The organism is Candidatus Bartonella washoeensis Sb944nv, from assembly GCF_000278135.1.
Lineage (GTDB): Bacteria > Pseudomonadota > Alphaproteobacteria > Rhizobiales > Rhizobiaceae > Bartonella > Bartonella washoeensis.
Genome location: NZ_JH725023.1, coordinates 104,300 through 126,615, shown reverse-complemented (window position 1 = coordinate 126,615; position 22,316 = coordinate 104,300). Strand labels below are relative to the sequence as shown.

Sequence of the window (22,316 nt, the reverse complement as noted above, 5' to 3'; positions counted from 1 at the left end):
CTCTGGTGAAAATGTTTCAGTATGCTTTATTCTGGTTTCTTGGCGAGTGCATATGCATCATGAATGCGGGAGGTTAGAATATGGTTTCTCCATTGGCCGGAAATCATCAGATAATCTCTCGCATATCCTTCTTTCTCAAAACCAAGACGCTGCAATAAAATGCCACTTCTGGTGTTTTCCGGCATATAGTTTGCCATTATTCTATGGAGGTGATAAAAATGGAAGATATGGGGTATCAGAGCCGATAAAATTTCCAACATGAAGCCTTTGCCTTGTCGTTTTTCATCAAGAGAAAAGCCAAGATGGCAGGCTTGAAAAACACCACGCACGACATTTGTGAAGTTAACGACAGCAATGATTGTGTTCTCATTTTTTAATCGTACGGCATAGCGGTATGCTTGCCCTTGTGCACTCTCACAAGTGAACGCGTTTGCGCGTGCCTCCCAAGCTGTGAGGATGTGATAATCATCAGATTTTTCTGGTTCGAAAGGTTGATGAAAGTTCGCGTTGCGCAGATAATAGGAAGCTAGTTCACTCGCGTCTTCTAAACGGATCAATGTGGAAATTGTTCGTTTTGTTTGGATTGCCATAGTTCTCTCTCCTCCGATAATGAAATGTGCGGATTTGTACACTTCCCCTTTGATTTTTTTAAAGACTTCTTTTTTTAAAGAGGCATCTCTCAAGGCAATCAAGTTTCCCTCACGATGATGTCCGTGAACGGTATAACGGTAAAGCCATTGTTATTGTGTTCCATCATCTTTACGCTTTTGAAGGTGCAAGCTTAACGCTATCATACTTTTTGCCAGCTTCTAATGTTGCGACAGTTTTTGCTTTTGAGAGCGTTCATGAGAGGTTTTTGCTACTTTCTTTAAGAGTTTTTACCCACATACCATCCCCTCTTGTGACGGAAAAATGAATAGTTTTGTTTGGTTCACTATAAGAGGGTTCGAGATGAGAGAATCGTACTGTATTGACGGTGCTCATTCAAGTTGCAAAATGATGAATTATCTTTATAAATCAATCTATTGTTTTTTTGATAAAATTATCCTCAAAAAATTGGCAAGTCAACAACAAACCTTATCAAAAACAATAACCTTTATGCAGGAGCGGTAGAACGCGAGCAAAAATTTAAATTAAGCAGAAGTAATATTGATAACGTATAGTCGCTTTTCATCACACTTTATTTGTGGTTCTTATATTTTTAAATCTCCTTCCCCTCATTCGTAAAAAAACTCGCGCATTATTCACGTGATACTTTAATGGATAAGTTTATTTTATGCGTATAAACGATGCACTTATTGCTGCTTATGGCTTTTCTTTTGTGTCTGATTTATTCGTTCATCAGAGTGTTTTTAAAATATATATAGGTACAATTATCGCCGATATCGTTCATGCGAGTAAATTTCAAATGCTCAGCATGCCGTTTGTTTAATTCACTCTTATGAATTTATTGTCTTGTGACAGTTTAATATTTAATTACCTGAATGATTGCGTAACTTATGTCGAATTATCACGATGCTTTTTCGAGTTGTTTGCGTTTTTATAATACTCTCTTAAACAGCTTGTTAACCCGTTTCAGAGTGAATTCTTTCACGGTTTTATATCCATCAGCGCATTCATTTTTGCCATTTGATTTGTACAAAATGCAGCCATGGTATTGCATAATGTCTTTATACCCACCTGTTTCCTTATGTCACATCTCAACGATTGATTGAAATAGAGGAATATTTCTAGAGGCAAGAGAGCTTATAAGTCTTCAAGGAAGCCTTTCCAAAATTGTATGACATATTGCGGATATTATCGTTACAAACTGCACAAATTGCTAAAATTTCTGGTAGAAGAGCAAGTGGAGTATTTATTTTTTGCATTTTTCATTCCCTCTTCATTTTGAGAAAATGTTCCATGTTCTCAATGGTGTTAGCATTAACTTACCTTAATGGGCATTGATAGAACTGGATGACTTTTTCTTTTTTCATTCTATGTTTTTTTCGCTTATACAACTTTTGACAGTACTGTTATGAGTGCTGTCAAGAGAAGGAAAATTCTTGTATGCAAAAAGAAGAAGAGTGTTGGAACCGAACTTTTCTGTGAAAAAAACACTCTTGCGTTAACTCATCCCAAGCGCATTTTTATAGAGTTGGATAATCGCTTCTTCTTCCATTCGTTCATGATCTTCTTTTTTGCGCAACCGTATAATACTCCGAACAGCTTTACTATCAAAACCAGAACCTTTAAGTTCGGCGTAAACTTCTTTAATATCATCAGAAATGGTTTTTTTCTCTTCTTCTAGCCGTTCAATACGTTCGATAAAAGCACGCAACTGGTTTACGGATATAGTATGTGTTTGATCGGTTACTGTGTCCATTTGTATTTTTCTCCAGAGTCTCTGTGTTAAACTGTTTTTCGACGATAAAGTTATATTGAGGAAGCTTGAAAACAAGGAGTGAATCAAGCTGTAAACTTTTTTTACAAATTGACTTTAAATATTTTGTAAAATTTTAAGCTTATGCATTGACAAAAGGGCAATAAGAAGCAGAAAAGAATAAAGATATACCTCTATACATTTGGAAGGTTCTTAAAAAAGAAGAGAAGAAAAGAGATGTATGTTTTGTTTTAAGGGCTTACAGCATAAAGGTGGTTTTGTGGTTGCCAAAAAACAGAAATGGGTGTTTCTGAGAGGATTTAGGATTTTTCTCTTGAGCGTTCTGCTCTTGTTTCCGCTTGTTGATTTTGCAAAAGCTGATTTCCGCGTTTGTAATTCGACCCAACAGCCTGTTGGTGTCGCCCTTGGCTATCGTACGCTTTCAGGTTGGGTGAGCGAAGGGTGGTGGATGGTGCCAGTTACAGGATGTAAAACCTTGATCGAAGGGCCTCTTTCTTCACGGTTTTATTATTTTTATGCAGAAGGTGCACAGAAAAAAGGCAGCTGGCCAGGTTCTGTAACCATGTGTGTGCAAGATAGCCAATTTCTTATTCAAGGTGTTCATGATTGTTTCCCCCGGGGGTATCAGAAGGCTGCGTTTAAAGAAATTGATACAGGCAATCAAACCAGTTGGATGGTGCAGTTGACAGATATTTCTTTGTTAAATGATTCGGTTATAAAGCCTCCTACTTTTTCAGGAGTTTCTCCACAGTGAAGCGTGCACGTAAAGTAAAAATTATTGCTACTCTTGGTCCTTCTTCTTTTTCCAGTGCAATGATCGAAAAGCTTTTTAGGGCAGGAGCAGATGTTTTTCGTCTGAATATGAGCCACACGGATCATGAAACTATGTGTGATTTGGTGCAGCGAATCCGACAGGTCGAAAAAATCGTTCAACGACCAATCGGCATTTTAGTGGATTTACAAGGACCAAAATTGCGCGTTGGTTGTTTTGCTAAAGGTCAAGAGGATTTGCATGTTGGGCAAAACTTTACATTGGATGATCGTGATGTTCTTGGTGATGCCCAGCGTGTTTTTTTCCCGCATGCGCAAGTATTAGCCGCTGTCAAACCCGGTGATCGGTTGTTGATTGATGATGGAAAACTGGAACTGTGTGCTGAGGTAAGTGATGGTCATTCTGTTCAGTGCCGTGTGGTTGCTGGAACCCGTATTTCTGATAAAAAAGGAGTCAGTTTTCCCGATACGGTTCTGCCTTTTGGTCCAATGACGTCAAAGGATAAGGCTGATCTTCATGCAGTTTTGGAACAACCTGTTGATTGGGTTGCACTTTCTTTTATCCAGCGTCCAGAAGATATTGTAGCGGTGCGTCAGTTGACGCAAAACAAAGTGTCTTTGATGGCTAAGATCGAAAAACCTCAAGCCTTAGAGCATATAGAGGAAATTATTAATGTTTCCGATGGAATCATGATTGCACGGGGAGATCTCGGTGTGGAAATGCCATTAGAGAGGATTCCTGCACTTCAGATGGAACTCATAAAAGCTTGTCGTTTAGGAGGAAAGCCCGTCGTGGTGGCGACGCAAATGCTCGAATCAATGATTAAATCACCTGTCCCGACACGGGCAGAAGTTTCTGATGTCGCTACAGCAGTTTATGCGGGGAGTGATGCTGTGATGTTGTCTGCTGAATCGGCCTCTGGTCTTTATCCTGAAGAAGCGGTGCTTATGATGGACCGAATCGCGAGGCAAATCGAACAAGATCCCACTTATGAGGCTCAAATGGGTGCACAACATCCTGTACCAGAATCAACGGGGACAGATGCGATTTCTCTTGCGGCACGTCAGATCGCTGAAACGCTTCAATTAAAAGCTATTGTTGCTTACACTGCCTCAGGCACAACGGGTGTGCGGGCTTCTCGTGAGCGTCCAAACACACCCATTATTGCTTTATCCCCTATCGTGGAAACAGCGCGGCGCTTGAGCTTAGTTTGGGGGCTTCATTGTGTTGTCGCGGAAGATGCGCGGGATTTGGAGGATATGGTTGATCGTGCTGCGGCCCTTGCTTTTCAAGAAGGCTTTTGTTGTGAAGGAGATCAGTTCCTTGTAACAGCAGGTGTTCCCCTTGGTACACCTGGTGCTACGAATCTCTTGCGTATCGCTTCTGTCTTGAGAAATAGGAAAAAGGCGGTTTAACGGAATCCTGTTGGAATGAGGCTCTTGTCGTGAGCATTTGAATAGATTCATTATCGCTCTTTATTTGTAATGCTGTAGCATTATTTTTTTTAAAGATGGTGATATAAGGCGCATCTTTCATATGAAAAGTGTATGTCGTCTCTCTCTTTGTATTCAGTTTACTTTTGTATCAACCAAGTATAGAAACGTAAATTCGAATACGATATTGAGGGGAGGATTTGCCTGTAAAGCCGATGAAATCAATTATATCAGTGGTGAATTATGGAAGCTCCTTGAGAAGCAACCAATCTAATTACAGATTGGAGGGGGTGGGAGTTTTTATTCTGTAAGGTGTGAGCAAGAGGTTAATCGTATAAATGTTCATTGCATCTTGTTCTAAAAGGTTTGAGGACATCGACAATTTAAGAGGGGAAAATTGAGATTAAGTGTTTGATGCATTTTTAATGAAAAAGAAAACAGAGAAGAAAATGCAAAACGGACAGGTCTGTTTCTTTTTACTTATGTGCGTAGCGTTGGAGAGCTTAAACGCGTAAAAAATGATCTCAATTATGGAACTGTTAAAGATCTGACTCCGTGGAAAAGTGCGTGAAGACCCGTATTCGGTTTGTTAAAATTACGGTTCTTTACAAAGAACGGGAGGGGGTCGTTTACCAAACGATATAAATCACATGATGGTTGCGTTTCGTGAATTTCAAAAACAAATTTTTCAAAGAATATCTGATTTAAGTACTCAGTATGTGAATTTCTCACTTAAGCGAATGCATTCTGTTGAACAAACACGCCATAACAAAAGTTGGAGATAAGGTGTTAGATGCGTTTGATTGCCATAAGGACGATTTGGGTATGTTTATTTTCCAGTGAACGAGAGTAGCTACTCAAAGATTATGGGTATGTGAAAACAGGATATCAGTTAACAAGAGGAGAGGCTGATGGCATTGCCATTGATTGACCTTAACAACGTATCAAAAATATATCGCAACATAGACAGAGGAATTGGTTTTAGGAACAAGGTGGTTTCTCTTTTTAAGCCGGTTTATAAAAATCATCATGTGTTGAAAGATATGAGTTTTACCCTCTTTCCAGGGCAATCGTTAGCAATACTTGGTCCTAATGGAGCGGGTAAATCGACACTGATTAAAATACTTTCTGGTATACAATGTGCTGATGAGGGGTCTGTTAAAGTCCTTGGTGTTGATCCTTATAAAGCGAAGAAAGATCTGTTTAAGTCTTTGGGTGTGGTCTTTGGTCACAAGAATTGTTTGTGGTGGGATTTACCCTTACGCTACAGCCTTGATATGGTCCAACCATTATATGATCTGGAACGCGCTTCTTTTATCCGTGATCTTAAAGAGATCGCTGAGTTACTGGGTCTTGAACATATTCATGGATAAGCCAGTGCGGATGCTTAGTCTGGGTGAAAGAGTAAAAAGCGAATTGGCGTTTAATCTCTCTTTTAGACCTAAACTGCTGTTCCTCGATGAGCCAACCATTGGTCTTGATATTACATCAAAGCATGAAATCAGGGAGCTCCTTAAAAAACTGAAAAGGGAGCGCGGCACTGGTTATATCATCACAAGTCATGATATGGGTGATATTGATGGATATGTCGACGATATTATTCTCTTGCATAAGGGAAAAAAACAGTTTCACGGCAATATGAATGCGCTTAAAATGTGGTTCCTTCTTTGGTGAGAATGACGCTTTTTTGTGAAAATTCGGCTGCATTTTCAGCTTTGGTAAAGAGAATTGATGAGATCGCGTTGAAATTGTTCGTTACTTTAAAAGATAAGCACTTTAATGCTGAAGAGTGCTTGGTAGAAGTGTCTCTGCTCCGTGATGATTGTGCATCTTTTATACGCGAAATTACAACCGAACTGGACTGTACATTCTCTGTGTCCACTCCTTCCCTTGAAGAGATGCTCCGTGTTAAATTTAAAGAATTTATCTAACAATTGCTTTGGCATGTTTCTTTTTGCCAAGAATGGATTACTTACACTCGTCAATGACAGGGCAATGTTCTTTACTGATTGTGTCATGGGGACTCTTTCGCCATTCGTTATTCAACTCATGTTATGGAATGCACTTTTTTCTGATATGGGTAGCACCATAAACGGTTTTGGCTTTCATGATATGATGTATTATTATGCCTTTGCTTTAGTTTTATCACGCTTAAATAATGGTTATGGTTTAATTCAGTCTTTCTCTCAACATGTTAAAGAAGGTAAATTAGAAGTTATTCTCACAAAACCATTCAGTTACATGACACAAATGCTGTTTACCTTTTTGGATGAGAGTGTATTATACGCTACTCCTTTAATTATGATCTTTACTGTAAAGCTTTTTTTCTCTTATGAAAATTTTCTGGGATTAATACTCTCTTTTCTCTTATTTTTTCTCCTTATTTTTCTATCACAATTGCTTTGTTTTTTCCTCTCCTTCGCAATTTCATTATTGGTTTTCTGGGTGTTTGAGTATGATATATTGCTCGCTTTCAGTATCCTTAGTTCGGCTCTTCTTGGTGGTGTGCTTTTGCCACCTTCTTTTTGGCCCACGTGGCTTATTCCGCTTATGCAGTTTAATCCTTATTGTTTTATGATCTCTGCTCCTGCGCAGTTTCTTGCAACGCGTGATTTGGTGATTTTTCAGCAGTTCCTTGTGGGCAGTGTTTTTTATATTTTGTTTCTTTTATTCTTTATTCATGTTTTCTGGAAAAAGGGAATGCAAGCGTATCATGGAGCGGGTGGTTGAGGTGAAGATAATTATTCATTTTATTGGCATGAATATACACCGACAAATTGTTTACGGTAAAAATTTGATTGGGGAGTTTCTTCTTTCTCTCTGCTATTATTTTATTCAATTCATATTTATTGATAAAATATCTTCTTTTTCAGGAAGAATCGGTAGCTATAGCAGAGATGAAATTCATCTTATCTTTGTTCTCTTCGTTTTACTCCGAGTGTTTTTAAGTATTTTTACTAATTCTATTCGAATATTTTTTGAAAAAGTCGCGAGTGGTACAGTTGAATCATATCTGATAAAGCCTGTTTCAATCTGGGTATTCATGCTGGTTGGCTGGTGCAATCCTCTTCGTCTGATAAATTTATGTGTTCTTTGTGTGAGTGCGTATTTCTTTGTATCATTACCCGATTTGTCAAGCATTACGATTGGATGGTGTTCTTTTATCGTTGCAATGGTTTGTGTTTTTATCGTCAACATCTGTTTTTGCATGATGTTCAATTTTATAACGTTTGTTACCAATCGTAAGATGCCAGTCGAATATTTTTATGCAATGGTTTATGAACTTTCATTTATCCCCATTGCAATTTATCCCTCAAGCATTGTGAAATGGTTTTTGTTTTTACTGTCAATGGCTTTTTCTGCCTCCTTACCCGTGTCATTGTTGCTTGGTAAAAATGAATGGGATATTGGATATCTTCTGTTAAGTACTTTTCTTTCCATCGCTATGACTTTTATGGGCTACAAAAAAACAAGTAGGAAGTTTAATGGATTGGGTGGATGATATGAAATCAGCATGGTTGCTGGAATAAAGCAGAAGGTTATGGAATATTTTCAAAAACCGCTCTTTTGGAGGAAGGTGCTTGGGAGTCAAACGTTATAAATCCCTCTAAAATGAATATTTTGATGATATAGGGATATTGGACTGAACATTCTTCAAGACTTAATTATGATATGATGTATCCTTTGAGTTCTTCTGGAGATGCCAAAGAAAAGCGTCAAGAAATTTTACTTTATTCTCTATCTTGGAAATAACGCGGCGCTTGAGCTTAGTTTGTGGGCTTCTATTTGTGTGGTTGCGCAAGATGCACGGCATTTGGAGAATATGGTTGATCGTGCTGCGGCCCTTGCTTTTCAAGAAGGCTTTTGTTGTGAAGGCGATCAGTTCCTTGTAACAGCAGGTGTTCCCCTTGATACACCTGGTGCTTTGAGCTTCTTGCGTATCGCTTCACAAAAGGTGTTTAATCAAAATCTCTATGCAGACTTATAGGGAATTGATATTGTAATATTGTCTTTGGAATCGGCATCTGGTCTCTGATTTTGAAGAAATCGCACTTATGATGGAGCAGAAAATTTTAACCGGAATCTTTATGATACATCATTTTTTGCAAATCTTTGTCGATTACACAGTTAATATATTGATTTATAATGATAATTTTTCTCAATTTGAATGAGAGTTGCAAATACAGAAAGTTTTTCTCATTTCAAATCTTTGTATTCAAAATCACAAAACCCTTTGCTTGCGTGTCATAAAAAAGATTGATCTGTGAATAAAAAAACGTTTGCGAAAGGCATAAAGAGGGTTGTTATGAATTGTTTCCCGTTAAGAACAGCTGTAACATTGGGTGCTTATATCATGATGAGTGCTGGGTTGATACCTTCATAAATGTGAAAATGGCAGCGTCCGCTGGATTTTGCGTTATATCATTCTCAGAAAGAAGTTTTTGTTGTGGCTATCGCAGGTTAGGGGAGGCATGCACAGTGCTCTTTTTTTCTTAGAGTGCAGTTCGTTTGCTTCTCGCTTTTGCAATTTACACGATTTTCACAACGGTGTGGGTGTAATTATGCTTGATTATGCTGGCTTTTAAGCATTATAGCATTTTTTTAAAGAACTGATACGTGTTTATAGATTTTCTTGTTCTTGAAAATGAGAACTGTTTTGATCATCTTTGAGTAATTGATGTGTGAGTTTTTCAATTCGTTCCGTTGTGTTTCGCATAATTCTTCCCATAGTACGATCTCTTTCGTTATGGAGTCGCAAAAGGGTTTCATAATCTTCTTGTAGTTTTTTATTTTCTCGTTTTATTTCTTCCATTTCATCGATAATCATAATACCAGCCATAACCGATAAACGATGATCACCGATTTCACCAAAATTTGTCTTCAGATGTGCGATATATTGGTCCAATCGAGCGGCAAGCTTAATAAGATGACTTTCTTGTCCTTTATCGCAAGCCATACGATAAACTTTACCATCAATTGTGACGGAAACGGTTTCCATGGTTTTAAACCTTTATCTATCAATTACGACACGAATTGTTTCCATCGCCTTAATTAAACGTTTGGAAACTTCTTTGTTTACTGCTTCTAGCCGCTCTGCATGGGCTTCGGCTTTATCAAGAGCTTGGGCAAGACGGCTACGATCAGCGTTCATTCTTTGAATTTCTTCTTCCCATTCGTTGTTCTTGTCAATAACAGCGTTGCGGTTTATAATGGTGATCTCTAAGGTTCTTAGTGCTTTTTCCAGTTGTTCTAAAGCATGTTGTAGAACCTGAGTTTCTTGGTTCATGATGTTATATCCTTATGCGTGATTTTATCCTTTATCACTTTTTTTATGCAAAAACGAATCACTCCTTTTCTTTTCTTGAGTCAATTTTATTTTTAAATATGTAGGGTATTTTAGCAAGCAAAGCAGGGGAAACGTTTTAATTAAAAGCTGGATTTTTTGAGAGTATTGGCATAAATGAAGTGATATGTGCATAAAAGATGTGTGAGGGAAATGATTACTGAAGTGATCGCAAGGTGTCTCACGCTGATGATTTAAACAGACTGAAAACTATTCTTTGAAAAAATTAAAGAGAAACAGAAGAAGCAACAAAAAAACCCGTTTAACCAAAGTGGTCTATTATTCATGACAAATACCGAACAACAGAATCAGATGGCCAATGCTATCCGTTTTCTTGCTATTGATGCAATTGAAAAAGCAAATTCTGGCCATCCTGGTTTGCCAATGGGGGCAGCCGATATTGCTACCGTTCTTTATACAAAATTCCTTGCCCATGATCCTAAAAATCCTCATTGGCCCAACCGTGATCGCTTTGTGTTGTCGGCTGGGCATGGGTCTATGTTGCTTTATGCACTCTTATATCTTTCTGGATATGAAGATATCTCTCTTGAGGATCTTAAAAATTTCCGCCAAATAGGATCAAAGCTTGCTGGACATCCAGAGTATGGTCATGTTGCAGGAATCGAGACAACCACTGGACCTCTTGGACAGGGATTGGCTAATGCTGTCGGAATGGCGCTTGGTGAGCGCTTACATAATGCGCGTTTTGGTGATCTCATCAACCATTACACCTACGCGTTGGTTGGGGATGGATGCCTTATGGAAGGGATTGCCCAAGAAGCCATTTCACTCGCTGGACATTTAAAACTCAATAAGTTGATTGTGTTGTGGGACGATAATAATATTTCCATTGATGGAGAGATTTCACTTGCTGATAGTACTGATCAGGTGGCGCGTTTTAAGGCGTCTGGCTGGAATACACTCAAAGTTGATGGACATGACCAAGCGGCAATTGCAACGGCTCTTGAGGTTGCACGAAATTCTGATAAACCAACTTTGATTGCATGTAAAACAACGATTGGTTTTGGTGCGCCCAACAAAGCGGGAACGAATAAAGTTCATGGAGCGCCTTTGGGAACACGTGAAATTGCTGTAACCCGTTTTGCTTTGGGGTGGGAGGCCGAGCCTTTCGTTATTCCTCCAGATGTTCTTGATAATTGGCGTTTGGCTGGTCTCAATGCTGCTAAAAAACGGCAAAAATGGAAAGAAAAATTCGCTGATCTTTCCGTATCAGACCGGTTGGAATTTGAAAGGTTGATGCGGGGCGATCTCGTGGGCGGGTTTGATGGTGCTATTGATGCTTATAAACAGAAACTGGTTGAGGAGTGTCCTGTCGTTGCTACGCGTAAAGCTTCTGAAATGGCTCTTGAAGTCATCAATGAGGTTGTGTTTGAGACTATTGGTGGTTCCGCTGACTTAACTGGGTCCAATAATACAAAAAGCAGTCAGATGAAAAGTATCTCTGCTAAAGATTTTTCAGGGCGCTATCTGCATTATGGAATTCGCGAACATGCGATGGGAGCCGTAATGAATGGTCTTGCCCTTTATGGCGGCTTTATTCCTTATGGCGGAACCTTTTTGTGTTTTTCTGATTATATGCGTCCCGCAATGCGTTTGTCTTCTCTCATGGGCTTGCGGGTGATTTATGTCTTGACCCATGATTCCATTGGTCTTGGTGAGGATGGCCCTACCCATCAGCCAGTGGAGCATTTGGCTTCATTGCGTGCACTTCCCAATCATTTGGTTTTCCGTCCAGCTGATGCTGTTGAGACAGTTGAGTGTTGGCAATTGGCTTTAAAAGCGCGTAAAACACCTTCTACTTTAGCTTTGAGCCGACAAAACTTACCGCTTTTGCGTCAAGAATATGAAGAAGAAAATCTTTGTATGCTCGGTGCTTATGAGTTATTAACGGCAAGTGATGATGCGAAAGTGACTCTGTTTGCTTCCGGTTCAGAATTGCAAATTGCGGTGAAGGCACATGCGGTGTTAGAAGAAAAGGGTATTCCAACGCGTGTGGTTTCTGTCCCTTGTTTTGAACTTTTTGCGCAACAATCCCTCTCCTATCAGCGTGCTCTCATAGGGGATGCACCGATTAAAATTGCCATTGAAGCTGCTATACGGCAAGGGTGGGATCGTTTTATTGGATGTAATGGCGTGTTTATTGGTATGGAGGGGTTTGGTGCAAGTGGAACCATTGATGCGCTTTATGCGCATTTCGGTATCACTTGTGAGAATGTGGTTGCTACTGTTGAAAAAGAGCTTGGAAAGATCAATAAGGAAGATAATGTGAAATGAATGTTCACGTTGTGAGGAATAGGTTTGGTTGTATGAAGCGCAATATTTTGCGTACGACTGTGTAAAGTGGCAGATGAGAGTGACAGGTTGTAGCTGTTAATGATTTGGGGGTGGTAGAAACCAATGCCCATTTATTGTGCTATAAAGATTGATGAGGAAGATGTGAAATGAGTGTTCGCGTTGCAATTAATGGGTTTGGTCGTATTGGACGCAATATTTTGCGTGCCATCGTCGAAAGTGGCCGGCAAGATATCGAAGTTGTTGCAATTAATGATTTGGGGGCGGTGGAAACAAATGCCCATTTGTTGCGCTATGATTCCGTTCATGGGCGTTTCCCAGGTGACGTTCAGGTTGTTGGTGATGCCATTAATGTTGGGCGTGGTTTGATAAAGGTATTTGCGGAGCGTGATCCAGCACAATTGCCTTGGAAGTCTTTGGATATTGATATTGCTTTGGAGTGTACGGGAATTTTTACTGCGCGCGATAAAGCAAGTGCACATCTGGATGCAGGGGCAAAGCGTGTTCTTGTTTCTGCGCCTTCAGAAGGCGCAGATCTTACAGTGGTTTATGGCGTTAATCATCAGTCTTTAAGCAAGGAGCATCGGGTTGTTTCAAATGCTTCGTGTACCACCAATTGTTTAGCACCTGTTGTGCAAGTGTTGCATAACACGGTTGGTATAGAAAAGGGCTTTATGACAACGATCCATTCTTATACAGGGGATCAACCTGTGTTGGATACAATGCATCGTGACCTTTATCGTGCACGTGCTGCCGCACTCTCTATGATCCCTACATCAACAGGAGCGGCGAAGGCTGTGGGATTGGTCTTACCAGAATTAAAGGGGTTGCTCGACGGTGTTTCGATTCGTGTTCCCACTCCTAATGTTTCCGTTGTTGATTTGACGTTTACCGCTAAGCGTTCCACAACAATTGAAGAAATAAACACTGCCGTTTGTTCTGCTGCACAGGGTTCGCTTAAAGGAATTTTGGATACTACAGAGGAAAAGCTTGTCAGTTGTGATTTTAATCACAATCCACATTCAGGCATTTTCCACAATGATCAAACCAAAGTGATTGATGGTCAACTCTGTCGTGTTCTTGTTTGGTACGATAATGAATGGGGTTTTTCTAACCGCATGAGCGATACTGCTGTGGCTTTTGCCAGGACAATATAAGTAAAGAGGGCCTTCGGGGCCTTTTTTGCAACAGAAAGCCATTTTTGCAATATAAATAAGTTAAGATGCATTCTTTTTGAGAAAACGGTAACGAATATCATTCTTGGTGTGCTGAAGAGAAGGAAGTTGACCGAGTGCTTGATGGTATGTTCCATCGTGTTTCATTTTGGTACGAGAATGCGTGATTTTTTCTAACTGCATCAAAGAGCAGGATTTGAAAGTAAGATTTGAATAAGACAAAGATTGAAAAAATGCTGAGCAAATCGAGATTCCAGAGGTTGAAAGAATGTATCCTATAGCGGATCATTTTGACTGGAGATAAAAGAAGATTGCGTGAGAGCGAAAGTGGAACGGTCCGTTTGTTTGAAACAACCAAAAGTGAAGAGAGAGCAGTGATGGGTTTTCGTACACTTGATGATGTTGATGTCGCTGGGAAACGTGTTCTTGTGCGGGTAGATTTTAACGTGCCAATGTCGCTGGGCAAGGTTTGTGATACGACGCGTCTTGAACGACATAAAGAAACACTCATTGAGCTTCAAAGGCGTGGTGCTAAGCTTATTCTTCTTTCACATTGTGGGCGCCCAAAAGGACAGGTGGAACAAGAATTTTCACTGCGTCCAGTTGTGGAGGTGTTAGAAAAAATAATCAATAAACCGGTTGCTTTTGTGCCAGATTGTATTGGCGCTGCAGTGCAGGTAGCAGTTGAGGCATTGCAAAATGGGGGTGTTTTACTGCTTGAAAATGTGCGTTTTCATCCAGGAGAAGAAAAAAATGATTGCTGTTTTGCTGAAGCTTTAGCCCATAATGGGGATCTTTATGTCAATGATGCTTTTTCAGTTTCTCATCGTGCCCATGCTTCGGTGGAGGGAATAACACATTTTTTACCCTCTTATGCGGGGCGTTCTTTGCAGTATGAATTGCAGGCGTTAGAAAAAGGACTTGGCGATCCAACGCATCCAGTTGTTGCTGTTGTTGGAGGGGCAAAGGTTTCTAGTAAGCTTTTTGTGCTCAATCATTTGGTTGAAAAAGTTGATTACTTGGTAATTGGTGGTGGCATGGCCAACAGTTTTTTAGCTGCGCAAGGTGTCCATGTTGGCAAATCACTGTGTGAACATGCATTGAGGGAAACGATAAAAAAAATCATTGAAAAAGCGCAAGAGTGCCAATGTACACTTTTGCTCCCTGTTGATGCAATCGTTGGATTTCGTTTTGAAAAAGATGCGCCCCATCGTCTCTATGATATGGGAGATATTCCTGAAGATGGGATGATTCTCGATATTGGAAAGCGCTCTGTTACCTATATCAATGAAGTGATTGATAAAGCTGCTACCCTTTTGTGGAATGGGCCTCTTGGTGTTTTTGAGATGTCTCCCTTTGATCAAGGAACGATTGCTGTCGCACGCCATGTAGCAGAACGGAGTCAAAAAGGGAAATTGGTTTCTATCGCTGGAGGGGGAGATACGGTTTTTGCGCTTAATCAAGCTGGTGTTGCCAATGATTTTACCTATCTTTCGACAGCAGGTGGTGCTTTTTTGGAATGGATGGAAGGCAAAGTGCTTCCTGGTATTCTCGCTCTCGTGCAGTCTTAAAGGGCTTCGTTGAAGGGAAAATTTAAAAAAACTGTAAGGTTATGGGTTAGCTGTGCTGGTCATGCTGCTCACTTTTGGAAGTTAAGATAGAACAAAGAGGAATTTTTTATGAATGAACGTCTTGAAGATATTGCACTTGCTTTGGTCAGTGCAGGTAAAGGTATTTTAGCGGCAGATGAAAGTACCGCTACGATTGGAAAGCGTTTTGAAACTATTGGACTTGAATCCAACGAAAACAATCGCCGTGCCTATCGTGAAATGCTTTTTAGTGCAAAAGAAGCTATGGAAAGCGCTATCTCTGGTGTTATCTTATTTGATGAAACCATTCGTCAAAAAGCGTCTACGGGACAAATGTTGACGGATCTTATACGTGATGCGGGTGCTTTGCCCGGTATTAAAGTTGATAGCGGTGCCAAACCATTAGCAGCTTTTCCTCAGGAAACGATTACAGAAGGGTTGGATGGTCTTCGGGAGCGTTTAAAAGATTATTATGCTTTGGGAGCGCGTTTTGCTAAATGGCGTGCGGTGATTGCGATTGATGCACATGCTTTGCCAACAAGAGGAGCAATAAGCCAAAATGCACAGGCTCTTGCACGTTATGCCGCTTTGTGTCAAGAGGTAGGTCTTGTGCCGATTGTTGAGCCGGAAGTGCTGATGGATGGGGCATCGCGCCAGCATTCCATTGCGCGCTGCTTTGAGGTCACATATGCTGTCTTGAACACAGTGTTTAAAGAACTCTTTGAGGCACGAGTTGTTTTTGAGGGCATGGTTTTAAAACCCAATATGGTGATTGATGGTAAAGATGCGCGTAATGCTTCTGTTGAAGAAGTGGCTGAAAAAACGGTTCGTGTTCTTAAACAGACTGTTCCTGCCGCTGTTCCAGGAATTGCTTTTCTTTCCGGAGGGCAGTCTGATGAAGAAGCAACGGCTCATTTGTCAGCTATGAATTCTTTGGGGGCATTGCCTTGGCAATTGACCTTTTCTTATGGGCGGGCACTGCAAGCGGCTGCCTTGAAAGCATGGGGTGGAAAAGCTGAAAATATTGCTGTTGCGCAAAAGGCTTTTTGTCATCGTGCACGGATGAACCATCTTGCTGCTTTAGGAAAATGGACAAAAGAACAGGAAAAATCTTACGCTTGAATTAACAAGCTGTGTGCTTGAACGTGGGTAGCGTTTGTGCATATTTCTGCCTGGTTTATGATGCCCTCATCATGATAAAAATGGTGGGGGTGCTTTGTTTTTGAAAGCTTTCTCAGAGAATTTTTCTCTTGGGCATTTTAAAAAGTTTTTATGGGTGCTATCAAGAGGTGGGATTGGGGGAGAGATGTTGCATTAAAGGAAATTTGTGAATGAGCAGCGTCATGGCGTGTTGTGCTTCATGAGGCGGGTATTTACTTTTTAACTGAAAATCATAAAGCTACTGTATTGAAGAGTTTGATATTGTGATATTTCTTCTTTTTCATGCTTTCATTGCTTATCATGAGAGGAAGTCATTCAATTGCAGTCTCAAAGTTGGATAAGTGGGTGGATTGGGAAGCTGTAATTTCTGAGTGGAGTAAACAGGTAGTTTATGAAACTTTTGTGCGTAAGCATAGCTTTCTCTTCAATGTCGATGGTGCTTCTCTATTTTGACGGATCTATTTTGATGAACGGATTTAGTAGCTCTTGCTAACAAAAGTAGGTTTGCTCCTCAATAAGACACCTGTTTTTTCTTTAAAATCAATAAATTTTTCTTGTTTTTTTGTGATCTATAATGAGAAGTATTTCATTTTTATAGTACTGTGGCTTTAAAATGGGTGGGGAAGTCATAAACAGCATACCTGTTAAGAAGACAACCAGCAAAGAAAAAAATCCAGATAAAAACAGAGCATTCTTTCAACTATAAGGCGAAAGGTGTTCAGTATAATGCGTAGAATATTAGTTTGGATATTTGAAAAGTTGATTTTTACAATTTTTCTCATCCTGTTATTTATTCGTGGATCGGTTTTTGCTGTACTAAATTTTTTTGCAGATTGGAGTGGAGTAGTGTTCGTTATATTTTTTTCGGATATCTCTTAGAATGCTGTGAAGCAACAATAGGTGATGCCGGTATATTGCTCACATTAATTTTAGTAATTGGTGAAGGCGTTTTTTCTCTTTGCTGCATGTGGGCTAGTTGGGGTTACGACGCTCTCTTATAATGTCTCGCTCCTCCTGAATATGATCTTATTCTCTTTCAATAAATTGAAAACGCACTTCGTTCGTAGATCACTTAATCCAAAATGAGAGACTCTCAGCCTTTCAAAATTTCATGAATGTTCACAAAAATCATGATATCAGATCTATGTTTATTGAAAGGACTAACAAGGCCTTGATTCTTAAGGTCAAGGAAACCGTTATAGGGTGGCTAACAGCGTCCCTGACCTAAGATACAAAAAAAGCTTGTTTTTCAGAAACAGCTCTGAAATCGTGATATAGGAGGAGAACGTCTTATGGTGCCTAGATAGCATTTTATAGGGTGTTAAGTAGAAAAAAGGAGAGAAAACATCTGATTTTTATCTACAATGAATAAAATTTTATTATATCTTGTAGCGATACGCAATATAATCAATGATGATTTTGGGATTTAAAAATAAAAAGCTTAAAGCTTTCTATAAAACTGATACGATAGAAGGAGTTAAAATCATCTATACGCAAAAACTAAGGCGTATTCTAGATGTTCTTAACGTAGCATATCACCAAATGATTTTGAATGACTAGATCCTTTTAACTCTATCCGCTAAAAAGTAATCTTGAGGGCTATTTGTTCATTACTGTAAATGGAAATTGGTGCGTAATACTTGATCATTCTTTGAGGATGTTTTTACCAGCTGGTTCATTACAAAATGATGTCGTTTATGAGATTTTACACAAAAGCTGTTAAAAGAACTTTTATTTTCTCATCATAATACGAGGTATGTCAAATTTTTCTAAGACGTGTCGGTTGCTACTTTAAAAAGGCATGAAAAGCTACCTTGGTTATCACGGATAAAATTATTGGTCGGCAATTAGCAGTTTCCCTCTTAGAAGATTGCATAACAGAGTGCTTCTGTTTTCACATTCTTCCCAAGGCTTAAAATGGGCTTGCTTCTTGCTGCGTTTAATTGCTCTCCTGGCGAGTCTTTTGATCCTTCACAATGAGAAGGAGGCTTTTAAATGCTGAGATACTCAAAACGATTTTTGAATTTAGAAATACGTTTTCCATGATCTTCCAGTGTTGAGATCCACTTGTTTACACTGGAGGCGTTCTGTAATCTATGTCGAGATTAAGGGTATCCCCTTCTTTTCTCTTTTGTATAATCATTGTTTCCACAAGCATTATCAGTATTCATATTTATCTCGACATACAAAAAACCCCGCTTAAAGCGGGGCATCTCATTCACACTGTGCAAATTTTAAAAAATCTTATAACTGTAAAAGTTACAAAGGCGCTTTGCTCTCAAAGCTTAAAACAGATCAACCGTTTGCAATGCTTACACATCTTGTGAGAAGTTTTTTCGCTCTTCGTCGTTAGAAATAAAATTTAAAAGCCAAGACTACCAAAACGATTTTTAAATTTAGAAATACGACCACCATGATCTACTAACGTTTGAGACCCACCTGTCCATGCTGGATGCGTTCTTGGATCAATATCTAGATTAAGGGTGTCTCCTTCTTTTCCCCAAGTGGAACGCGTTGTATATTGGGAACCATCCGTCATAACAACGGTAATCCTGTGATAATTGGGATGAATATTCGCTTTCATGCGGCAAACCTTTTACTTTCATACAACGAAATAGCACTTTCTCATTTTTTAAGTGCACTGGCTTCGCTTTTTTGATAAATTGATTGAAGTCCTCTCTCTATAACTCAGCAAGCATCAAAAAACAAGTATTCAAGATGCATTCCTACATCAAGAGGTATAAACAACTTTATTAAGTGAGCGAAATTCTATGAATCTTTTCAACCATACAGAAAAATCTACAAAGTCTGCCAATACAAAACCTTTATTTTCTTCGCTCTCAACTTTTGCTCCTTATATGATGCGCTATCGTTGGTTGTTTATTTTTGCTTTTCTTGCTTTGTCTGTGGCGGCTCTTGTTACGCTCGCTTTGCCCGTTGCTATCCGTCAAATGCTTGATCATGGTTTTTCTTCTTCAAGCCCTGGGAATATCAATTTTTATTTCGGTATTTTGTTTGTGTTAGCCTTGCTTCTTGCACTCGCTTCAGCTTGCCGATATTATTGTGTCATCACCTTGGGTGAACGGATTGTTGCCGATTTACGACGTGATGTTTTTTCCCATATCACGCAACTTTCTCCTGCTTTTTTTGATCATTCCCATTCTGGTGAACTTGTTTCGCGGCTGTTAACAGATACGACACAAATAAAATTAGCCGTTGGCTCAACTGCTTCCATTGCTTTGCGACATCTGATTGTCGTGATTGGTGCAATTGTGATGATGGTGATCACGAATGCCAAGCTTTCCTCGCTTGTTCTCCTTGCTATCCCCTTTGTTGCCATTCCGTTGGTTGTTTTTGGACGCAAAGTTCGTACACGCACACGTGTGGCACAAGATCGTCTTGCAGATGCCAACGCTTTGGCAACAGAACAGGTAAGCGCTATTCGCACTGTGCAAGCCTTTACTGCTGAAAAATTCGTTTCTGCGCGTTTTTCAAAATTGGTTGAACGCGCTTTTAAAACAGCACGTGCTTCGGTAATCTTGCGTTCTTTTTTCACAGGTTTTGCGATTTTTCTTGTTTTTAGCAGCGTTGTTGCTGTTTTGTGGATCGGTTCCCATGACGTTTTGAGTGGCGCAATGTCTGGTGGGACATTAGGTCAATTTGTTCTCTATGCGGTCTTTGGAGCTTCAACCTTTGCACAATTATCAGAAGTTGGAGCAGAACTTATGCAAGCAGCAGGCGCTGCGGAACGGCTTGCCGAATTGTTGCAAGAGCAACCTACTGTCGCACCCCCCAAAGTTCCTTTACCATTAGCACAACCTGTCCAAGGAGCAATTGCTTTTGACTACGTTGATTTCACTTATCCTTCCAGACCACAGGAAAAGATTTTGCGCTCTCTTTCCTTTTCTGTAAAACCAGGTGAAACTGTTGCTTTTGTTGGCGCTTCGGGTGCAGGAAAAAGTACCATTTTTTCTTTGATTCTGCGTTTTTATGACCCTAAAAGCGGTAAAATCCGGTTTGATGGCGTGGAAATTAATCGCCTTTCTCTCCAGGATCTACGCAGTTCAATTTCTTATGTCCCACAAGATGTCGCCATTTTTGATGGTACGTTACGCGATAATATTGTTTTTGGGAGCGAAAATGTGCGTGAAGAGCAAATCATCGCTGCAGCCAAAACAGCCAACGCATTTGAATTTATCAAAGCCTTACCAAATGGTTTTGATACTAAAGTGGGAGAACGTGGTACCATGCTTTCTGGTGGGCAAAAACAACGCATTGGTATAGCACGAGCGGTTTTAAAAAATGCTCCCCTGTTGCTGCTTGATGAAGCAACATCAGCTTTAGATGCAAATAGTGAAATGCTCGTGCAACAAGCCCTAGATGGATTGATGCAAAATCGAACAACACTCGTGATTGCACACCGTTTAGCAACGATTTTGAAAGCAGATCGCATTTTCGTAATGGATAAAGGTGCTCTTGTGGAAGAGGGAACACATGCCGAACTCATTGCACAAAATGGGATTTATGCACATTTGGCTAAACTGCAATTCTCTCCTACATAAGCACTCATCATACATCATCGTTGTTGGTCTTAAGGAAATTGAGTGCAGTGCCTTGCAGCTTTGCCTTTTTTTCGAAGTTCTATTTTTCTCAAATGCCTTTTTTAAGAGTTTTTTCTAATTTGGTGCGAATGTGTTCATTGCCGGCGATGATATTTTTTTTGCGAAATATATCGCTCCCACCTTCTTTATCGGTCACAAAACCACCGGCTTCACGAACCATTAATGTTCCAGCAGCCATATCCCAAATCTGCAGATTATCTTCCCAAAATCCATCCGTTCTTCCAGCAGCGACATAAGCCAAATCAAGAGCAGCAGCTCCAAAACGGCGAAGTCCAGCAACTTCTGCCATCACATTGCGCAATTCAATAAGATATGCTCCATGATTGGGACGTCCAAAATGAGGCATTCCTGTTGCAATAACACAATCTTCTAATCTTCGTCGTGCAGAAACACGGCAGCGTCTATCATTAAAGAAAGCACCACCACCACGTTCAGCAGTAAATAACTCATCAAAAACAGGATTATAGATTACACCAGCAACAATTTGTCCTTGACTTTCTAAGGCAATGGAAACAGCAAAAAAAGGAATGCCATGAAGAAAATTTGTTGTGCCATCCAAAGGATCAACAATGAAACGATGTTGAGAATCTTCTCCAACAATTTCTTTAGACTCTTCCATCAAGAAACCAAATTTTGGTCGGGCTTTGCTTAATTCATTGAAAATAATTTTTTCAGCTTTGCGATCTGCTTGACTTACGTAATCTGCTGGCCCTTTTAAAGATACCTGTAAATTTTGAACTTCACCATAATCGCGCACTAAAGAGCGTCCCGCTTTCATCGCGGCTTGCACCATGACATTCATGATTGCAGAATGGGCCATCTGTTATCCCTTTATTTATCTTTTTCATTTGCACGACGCAAATAAATCAACTCGTTGGTATCGACAATGACACGTTCACCGGCATTAATAAAGGGTGGCACAAGAATACGAATGCCATTTTCAAGAATTGCTGGCTTATAAGAGGCAGTGACTGTTTGCCCTTTGATGGCAGGATCAGCTTCTGCAATCCCAACGGTGACCTGATCGGGAAGCGAGATACCTATCGGTTTTTCTTGATAAAGCTCAACAGTTACTGTCATCCCGTCTTGCAAGAAAGCAGCGCGCTCACCAACAAAATCTTTTTGTAATTCAAGTTGTTCATAAGACTCTGAATCCATAAAGACGAGAGCATCACCTTCCTGATAGAGAAAAGTAAAATCCTTTTGTTCAAGGCGCACGCGTTCAACCGTTTCAGCTGCACGAAATCGTTCATTGAGTTTTGTACCATCAATCAAATTTTTCATTTCAACTTGATTAAATGCTCCGCCTTTGCCTGGTTTTACAGCATTGCATTTAACTGCTACCCACAAGCTTCCTTGATGCTCAATCACATTACCGGGGCGAATTTCATTGCCATTAATTTTCATAGTTCACATCCAATTCCGTCCTTGCAAAAAAGTTCCCTTTTTGTCCTTGCACAGAGAACCTTCATCATCTTTGCAGAAAGAAAAGCCCAAAAATAGTCTCAATAAGAACTTTTGTGT

Annotated in this window: 21 protein-coding genes and 1 pseudogene; 14 read left to right on the top strand and 8 right to left on the bottom strand. The window is 39.9% G+C overall.

Going from position 1 to position 22,316, the window contains the following annotated elements:
• Nucleotides 1–26 precede the first annotated feature (26 nt).
• Nucleotides 27–590, bottom strand: a complete 564-nt coding sequence (rimJ, locus tag MCQ_RS03115; protein WP_006923491.1) for a ribosomal protein S5-alanine N-acetyltransferase — start codon at nt 588–590, stop codon at nt 27–29.
• Between the two features lie 686 nt (nt 591–1,276).
• Between rimJ and MCQ_RS09335 the strand changes: the two genes are divergently transcribed.
• Nucleotides 1,277–1,432, top strand: coding sequence for a hypothetical protein (locus tag MCQ_RS09335; protein WP_006923489.1), 156 nt, complete (start codon nt 1,277–1,279; stop codon nt 1,430–1,432).
• 298 nt (nt 1,433–1,730) lie between these two features.
• Here the strand turns inward: MCQ_RS09335 and MCQ_RS09445 are convergent, their stop codons facing one another.
• Complete coding sequence (locus tag MCQ_RS09445) at nt 1,731–1,868, bottom strand: RING finger protein (RefSeq protein WP_006923488.1); 138 nt, start codon at nt 1,866–1,868, stop codon at nt 1,731–1,733.
• Nucleotides 1,869–2,107: 239 nt separating this feature from the next.
• Nucleotides 2,108–2,365, bottom strand: coding sequence for a DUF2312 domain-containing protein (locus MCQ_RS03110; protein WP_006923487.1), 258 nt, complete (start codon nt 2,363–2,365; stop codon nt 2,108–2,110).
• A 238-nt stretch (nt 2,366–2,603) separates the two neighbouring features.
• On the opposite strand from MCQ_RS03110, the gene MCQ_RS03105 reads away from it, so the two are divergent.
• From MCQ_RS03105 to MCQ_RS03080, 8 genes and pseudogenes are all read left to right on the top strand, one after another.
• On the top strand, nt 2,604–3,137 hold the full coding sequence (locus tag MCQ_RS03105) for a DUF1036 domain-containing protein (RefSeq protein ID WP_006923486.1): 534 nt from the start codon (nt 2,604–2,606) through the stop codon (nt 3,135–3,137).
• Nucleotides 3,134–4,570: a pyruvate kinase gene (pyk, locus tag MCQ_RS03100; protein ID WP_006923485.1), complete on the top strand. Its 1,437-nt coding sequence runs from the start codon at nt 3,134–3,136 to the stop codon at nt 4,568–4,570. Before MCQ_RS03105 ends, pyk begins: the two co-directional genes overlap by 4 nt.
• A gap of 929 nt (nt 4,571–5,499) precedes the next feature.
• On the top strand, nt 5,500–5,961 hold the full coding sequence (locus MCQ_RS09785) for an ATP-binding cassette domain-containing protein (protein ID WP_006923484.1): 462 nt from the start codon (nt 5,500–5,502) through the stop codon (nt 5,959–5,961).
• Nucleotides 5,954–6,262 carry a P-loop NTPase family protein gene (locus MCQ_RS09575; protein WP_006923483.1) on the top strand — a complete coding sequence of 103 codons (309 nt, stop codon included), beginning with the start codon at nt 5,954–5,956 and terminating at the stop codon, nt 6,260–6,262. The genes MCQ_RS09785 and MCQ_RS09575 overlap by 8 nt, the downstream gene beginning before the upstream one ends.
• 2 nt (nt 6,263–6,264) lie before the next feature.
• Nucleotides 6,265–6,519 carry a hypothetical protein gene (locus MCQ_RS09570; protein ID WP_006923482.1) on the top strand — a complete coding sequence of 85 codons (255 nt, stop codon included), beginning with the start codon at nt 6,265–6,267 and terminating at the stop codon, nt 6,517–6,519.
• Nucleotides 6,494–7,318 (top strand): ABC-2 family transporter protein, encoded by an 825-nt coding sequence (locus MCQ_RS03090; RefSeq protein WP_244595349.1) that lies wholly within the window; start codon nt 6,494–6,496, stop codon nt 7,316–7,318. The genes MCQ_RS09570 and MCQ_RS03090 overlap by 26 nt, the downstream gene beginning before the upstream one ends.
• Nucleotides 7,302–8,090, top strand: a complete 789-nt coding sequence (locus MCQ_RS03085) for an ABC-2 family transporter protein (protein ID WP_006923477.1) — start codon at nt 7,302–7,304, stop codon at nt 8,088–8,090. Before MCQ_RS03090 ends, MCQ_RS03085 begins: the two co-directional genes overlap by 17 nt.
• 244 nt (nt 8,091–8,334) lie before the next feature.
• Nucleotides 8,335–8,576 (top strand): annotated as a pseudogene (locus MCQ_RS03080) (pyruvate kinase alpha/beta domain-containing protein); the annotation flags it as partial.
• A 633-nt stretch (nt 8,577–9,209) separates the two neighbouring features.
• Here MCQ_RS03080 and MCQ_RS03075 read toward each other — a convergent pair.
• Nucleotides 9,210–9,587 carry a cell division protein ZapA gene (locus tag MCQ_RS03075; protein WP_006923471.1) on the bottom strand — a complete coding sequence of 126 codons (378 nt, stop codon included), beginning with the start codon at nt 9,585–9,587 and terminating at the stop codon, nt 9,210–9,212.
• Nucleotides 9,588–9,599: 12 nt separating this feature from the next.
• Nucleotides 9,600–9,875: a DUF4164 domain-containing protein gene (locus MCQ_RS03070; RefSeq protein WP_006923470.1), complete on the bottom strand. Its 276-nt coding sequence runs from the start codon at nt 9,873–9,875 to the stop codon at nt 9,600–9,602.
• 342 nt (nt 9,876–10,217) lie between these two features.
• Here MCQ_RS03070 and tkt point away from each other — a divergent pair, with 342 nt between their 5' ends.
• From tkt to MCQ_RS03050, 4 genes are all read left to right on the top strand, one after another.
• Entirely contained in the window at nt 10,218–12,227 is a 2,010-nt protein-coding gene (gene tkt / locus MCQ_RS03065) for a transketolase (RefSeq protein WP_006923469.1), read from the top strand.
• Nucleotides 12,228–12,394: 167 nt separating this feature from the next.
• The gene (gene gap, locus MCQ_RS03060; protein WP_006923468.1) at nt 12,395–13,402 is read left to right on the top strand and encodes a type I glyceraldehyde-3-phosphate dehydrogenase; all 1,008 of its coding nucleotides are present in this window, start codon (nt 12,395–12,397) and stop codon (nt 13,400–13,402) included.
• A 395-nt stretch (nt 13,403–13,797) separates the two neighbouring features.
• The gene (locus MCQ_RS03055) at nt 13,798–14,991 is read left to right on the top strand and encodes a phosphoglycerate kinase (protein WP_181461081.1); all 1,194 of its coding nucleotides are present in this window, start codon (nt 13,798–13,800) and stop codon (nt 14,989–14,991) included.
• Between the two features lie 108 nt (nt 14,992–15,099).
• Complete coding sequence (locus MCQ_RS03050; RefSeq protein ID WP_006923466.1) at nt 15,100–16,131, top strand: class I fructose-bisphosphate aldolase; 1,032 nt, start codon at nt 15,100–15,102, stop codon at nt 16,129–16,131.
• Nucleotides 16,132–18,532: 2,401 nt separating this feature from the next.
• Here MCQ_RS03050 and rpmE read toward each other — a convergent pair.
• Nucleotides 18,533–18,754 (bottom strand): 50S ribosomal protein L31, encoded by a 222-nt coding sequence (gene rpmE, locus MCQ_RS03040; RefSeq protein WP_006923465.1) that lies wholly within the window; start codon nt 18,752–18,754, stop codon nt 18,533–18,535.
• Nucleotides 18,755–18,941: 187 nt separating this feature from the next.
• Here rpmE and MCQ_RS03035 point away from each other — a divergent pair, with 187 nt between their 5' ends.
• A complete protein-coding gene (locus tag MCQ_RS03035) occupies nt 18,942–20,732 on the top strand; it encodes an ABC transporter transmembrane domain-containing protein (protein ID WP_006923464.1) in 1,791 nt (596 codons plus the stop codon).
• A gap of 88 nt (nt 20,733–20,820) precedes the next feature.
• Here the strand turns inward: MCQ_RS03035 and MCQ_RS03030 are convergent, their stop codons facing one another.
• The gene (locus MCQ_RS03030) at nt 20,821–21,612 is read right to left on the bottom strand and encodes an inositol monophosphatase family protein (protein WP_006923463.1); all 792 of its coding nucleotides are present in this window, start codon (nt 21,610–21,612) and stop codon (nt 20,821–20,823) included.
• Between the two features lie 11 nt (nt 21,613–21,623).
• Complete coding sequence (gene efp, locus MCQ_RS03025) at nt 21,624–22,199, bottom strand: elongation factor P (protein WP_006923462.1); 576 nt, start codon at nt 22,197–22,199, stop codon at nt 21,624–21,626.
• Between the last annotated feature and the right edge of the window lie 117 nt (nt 22,200–22,316).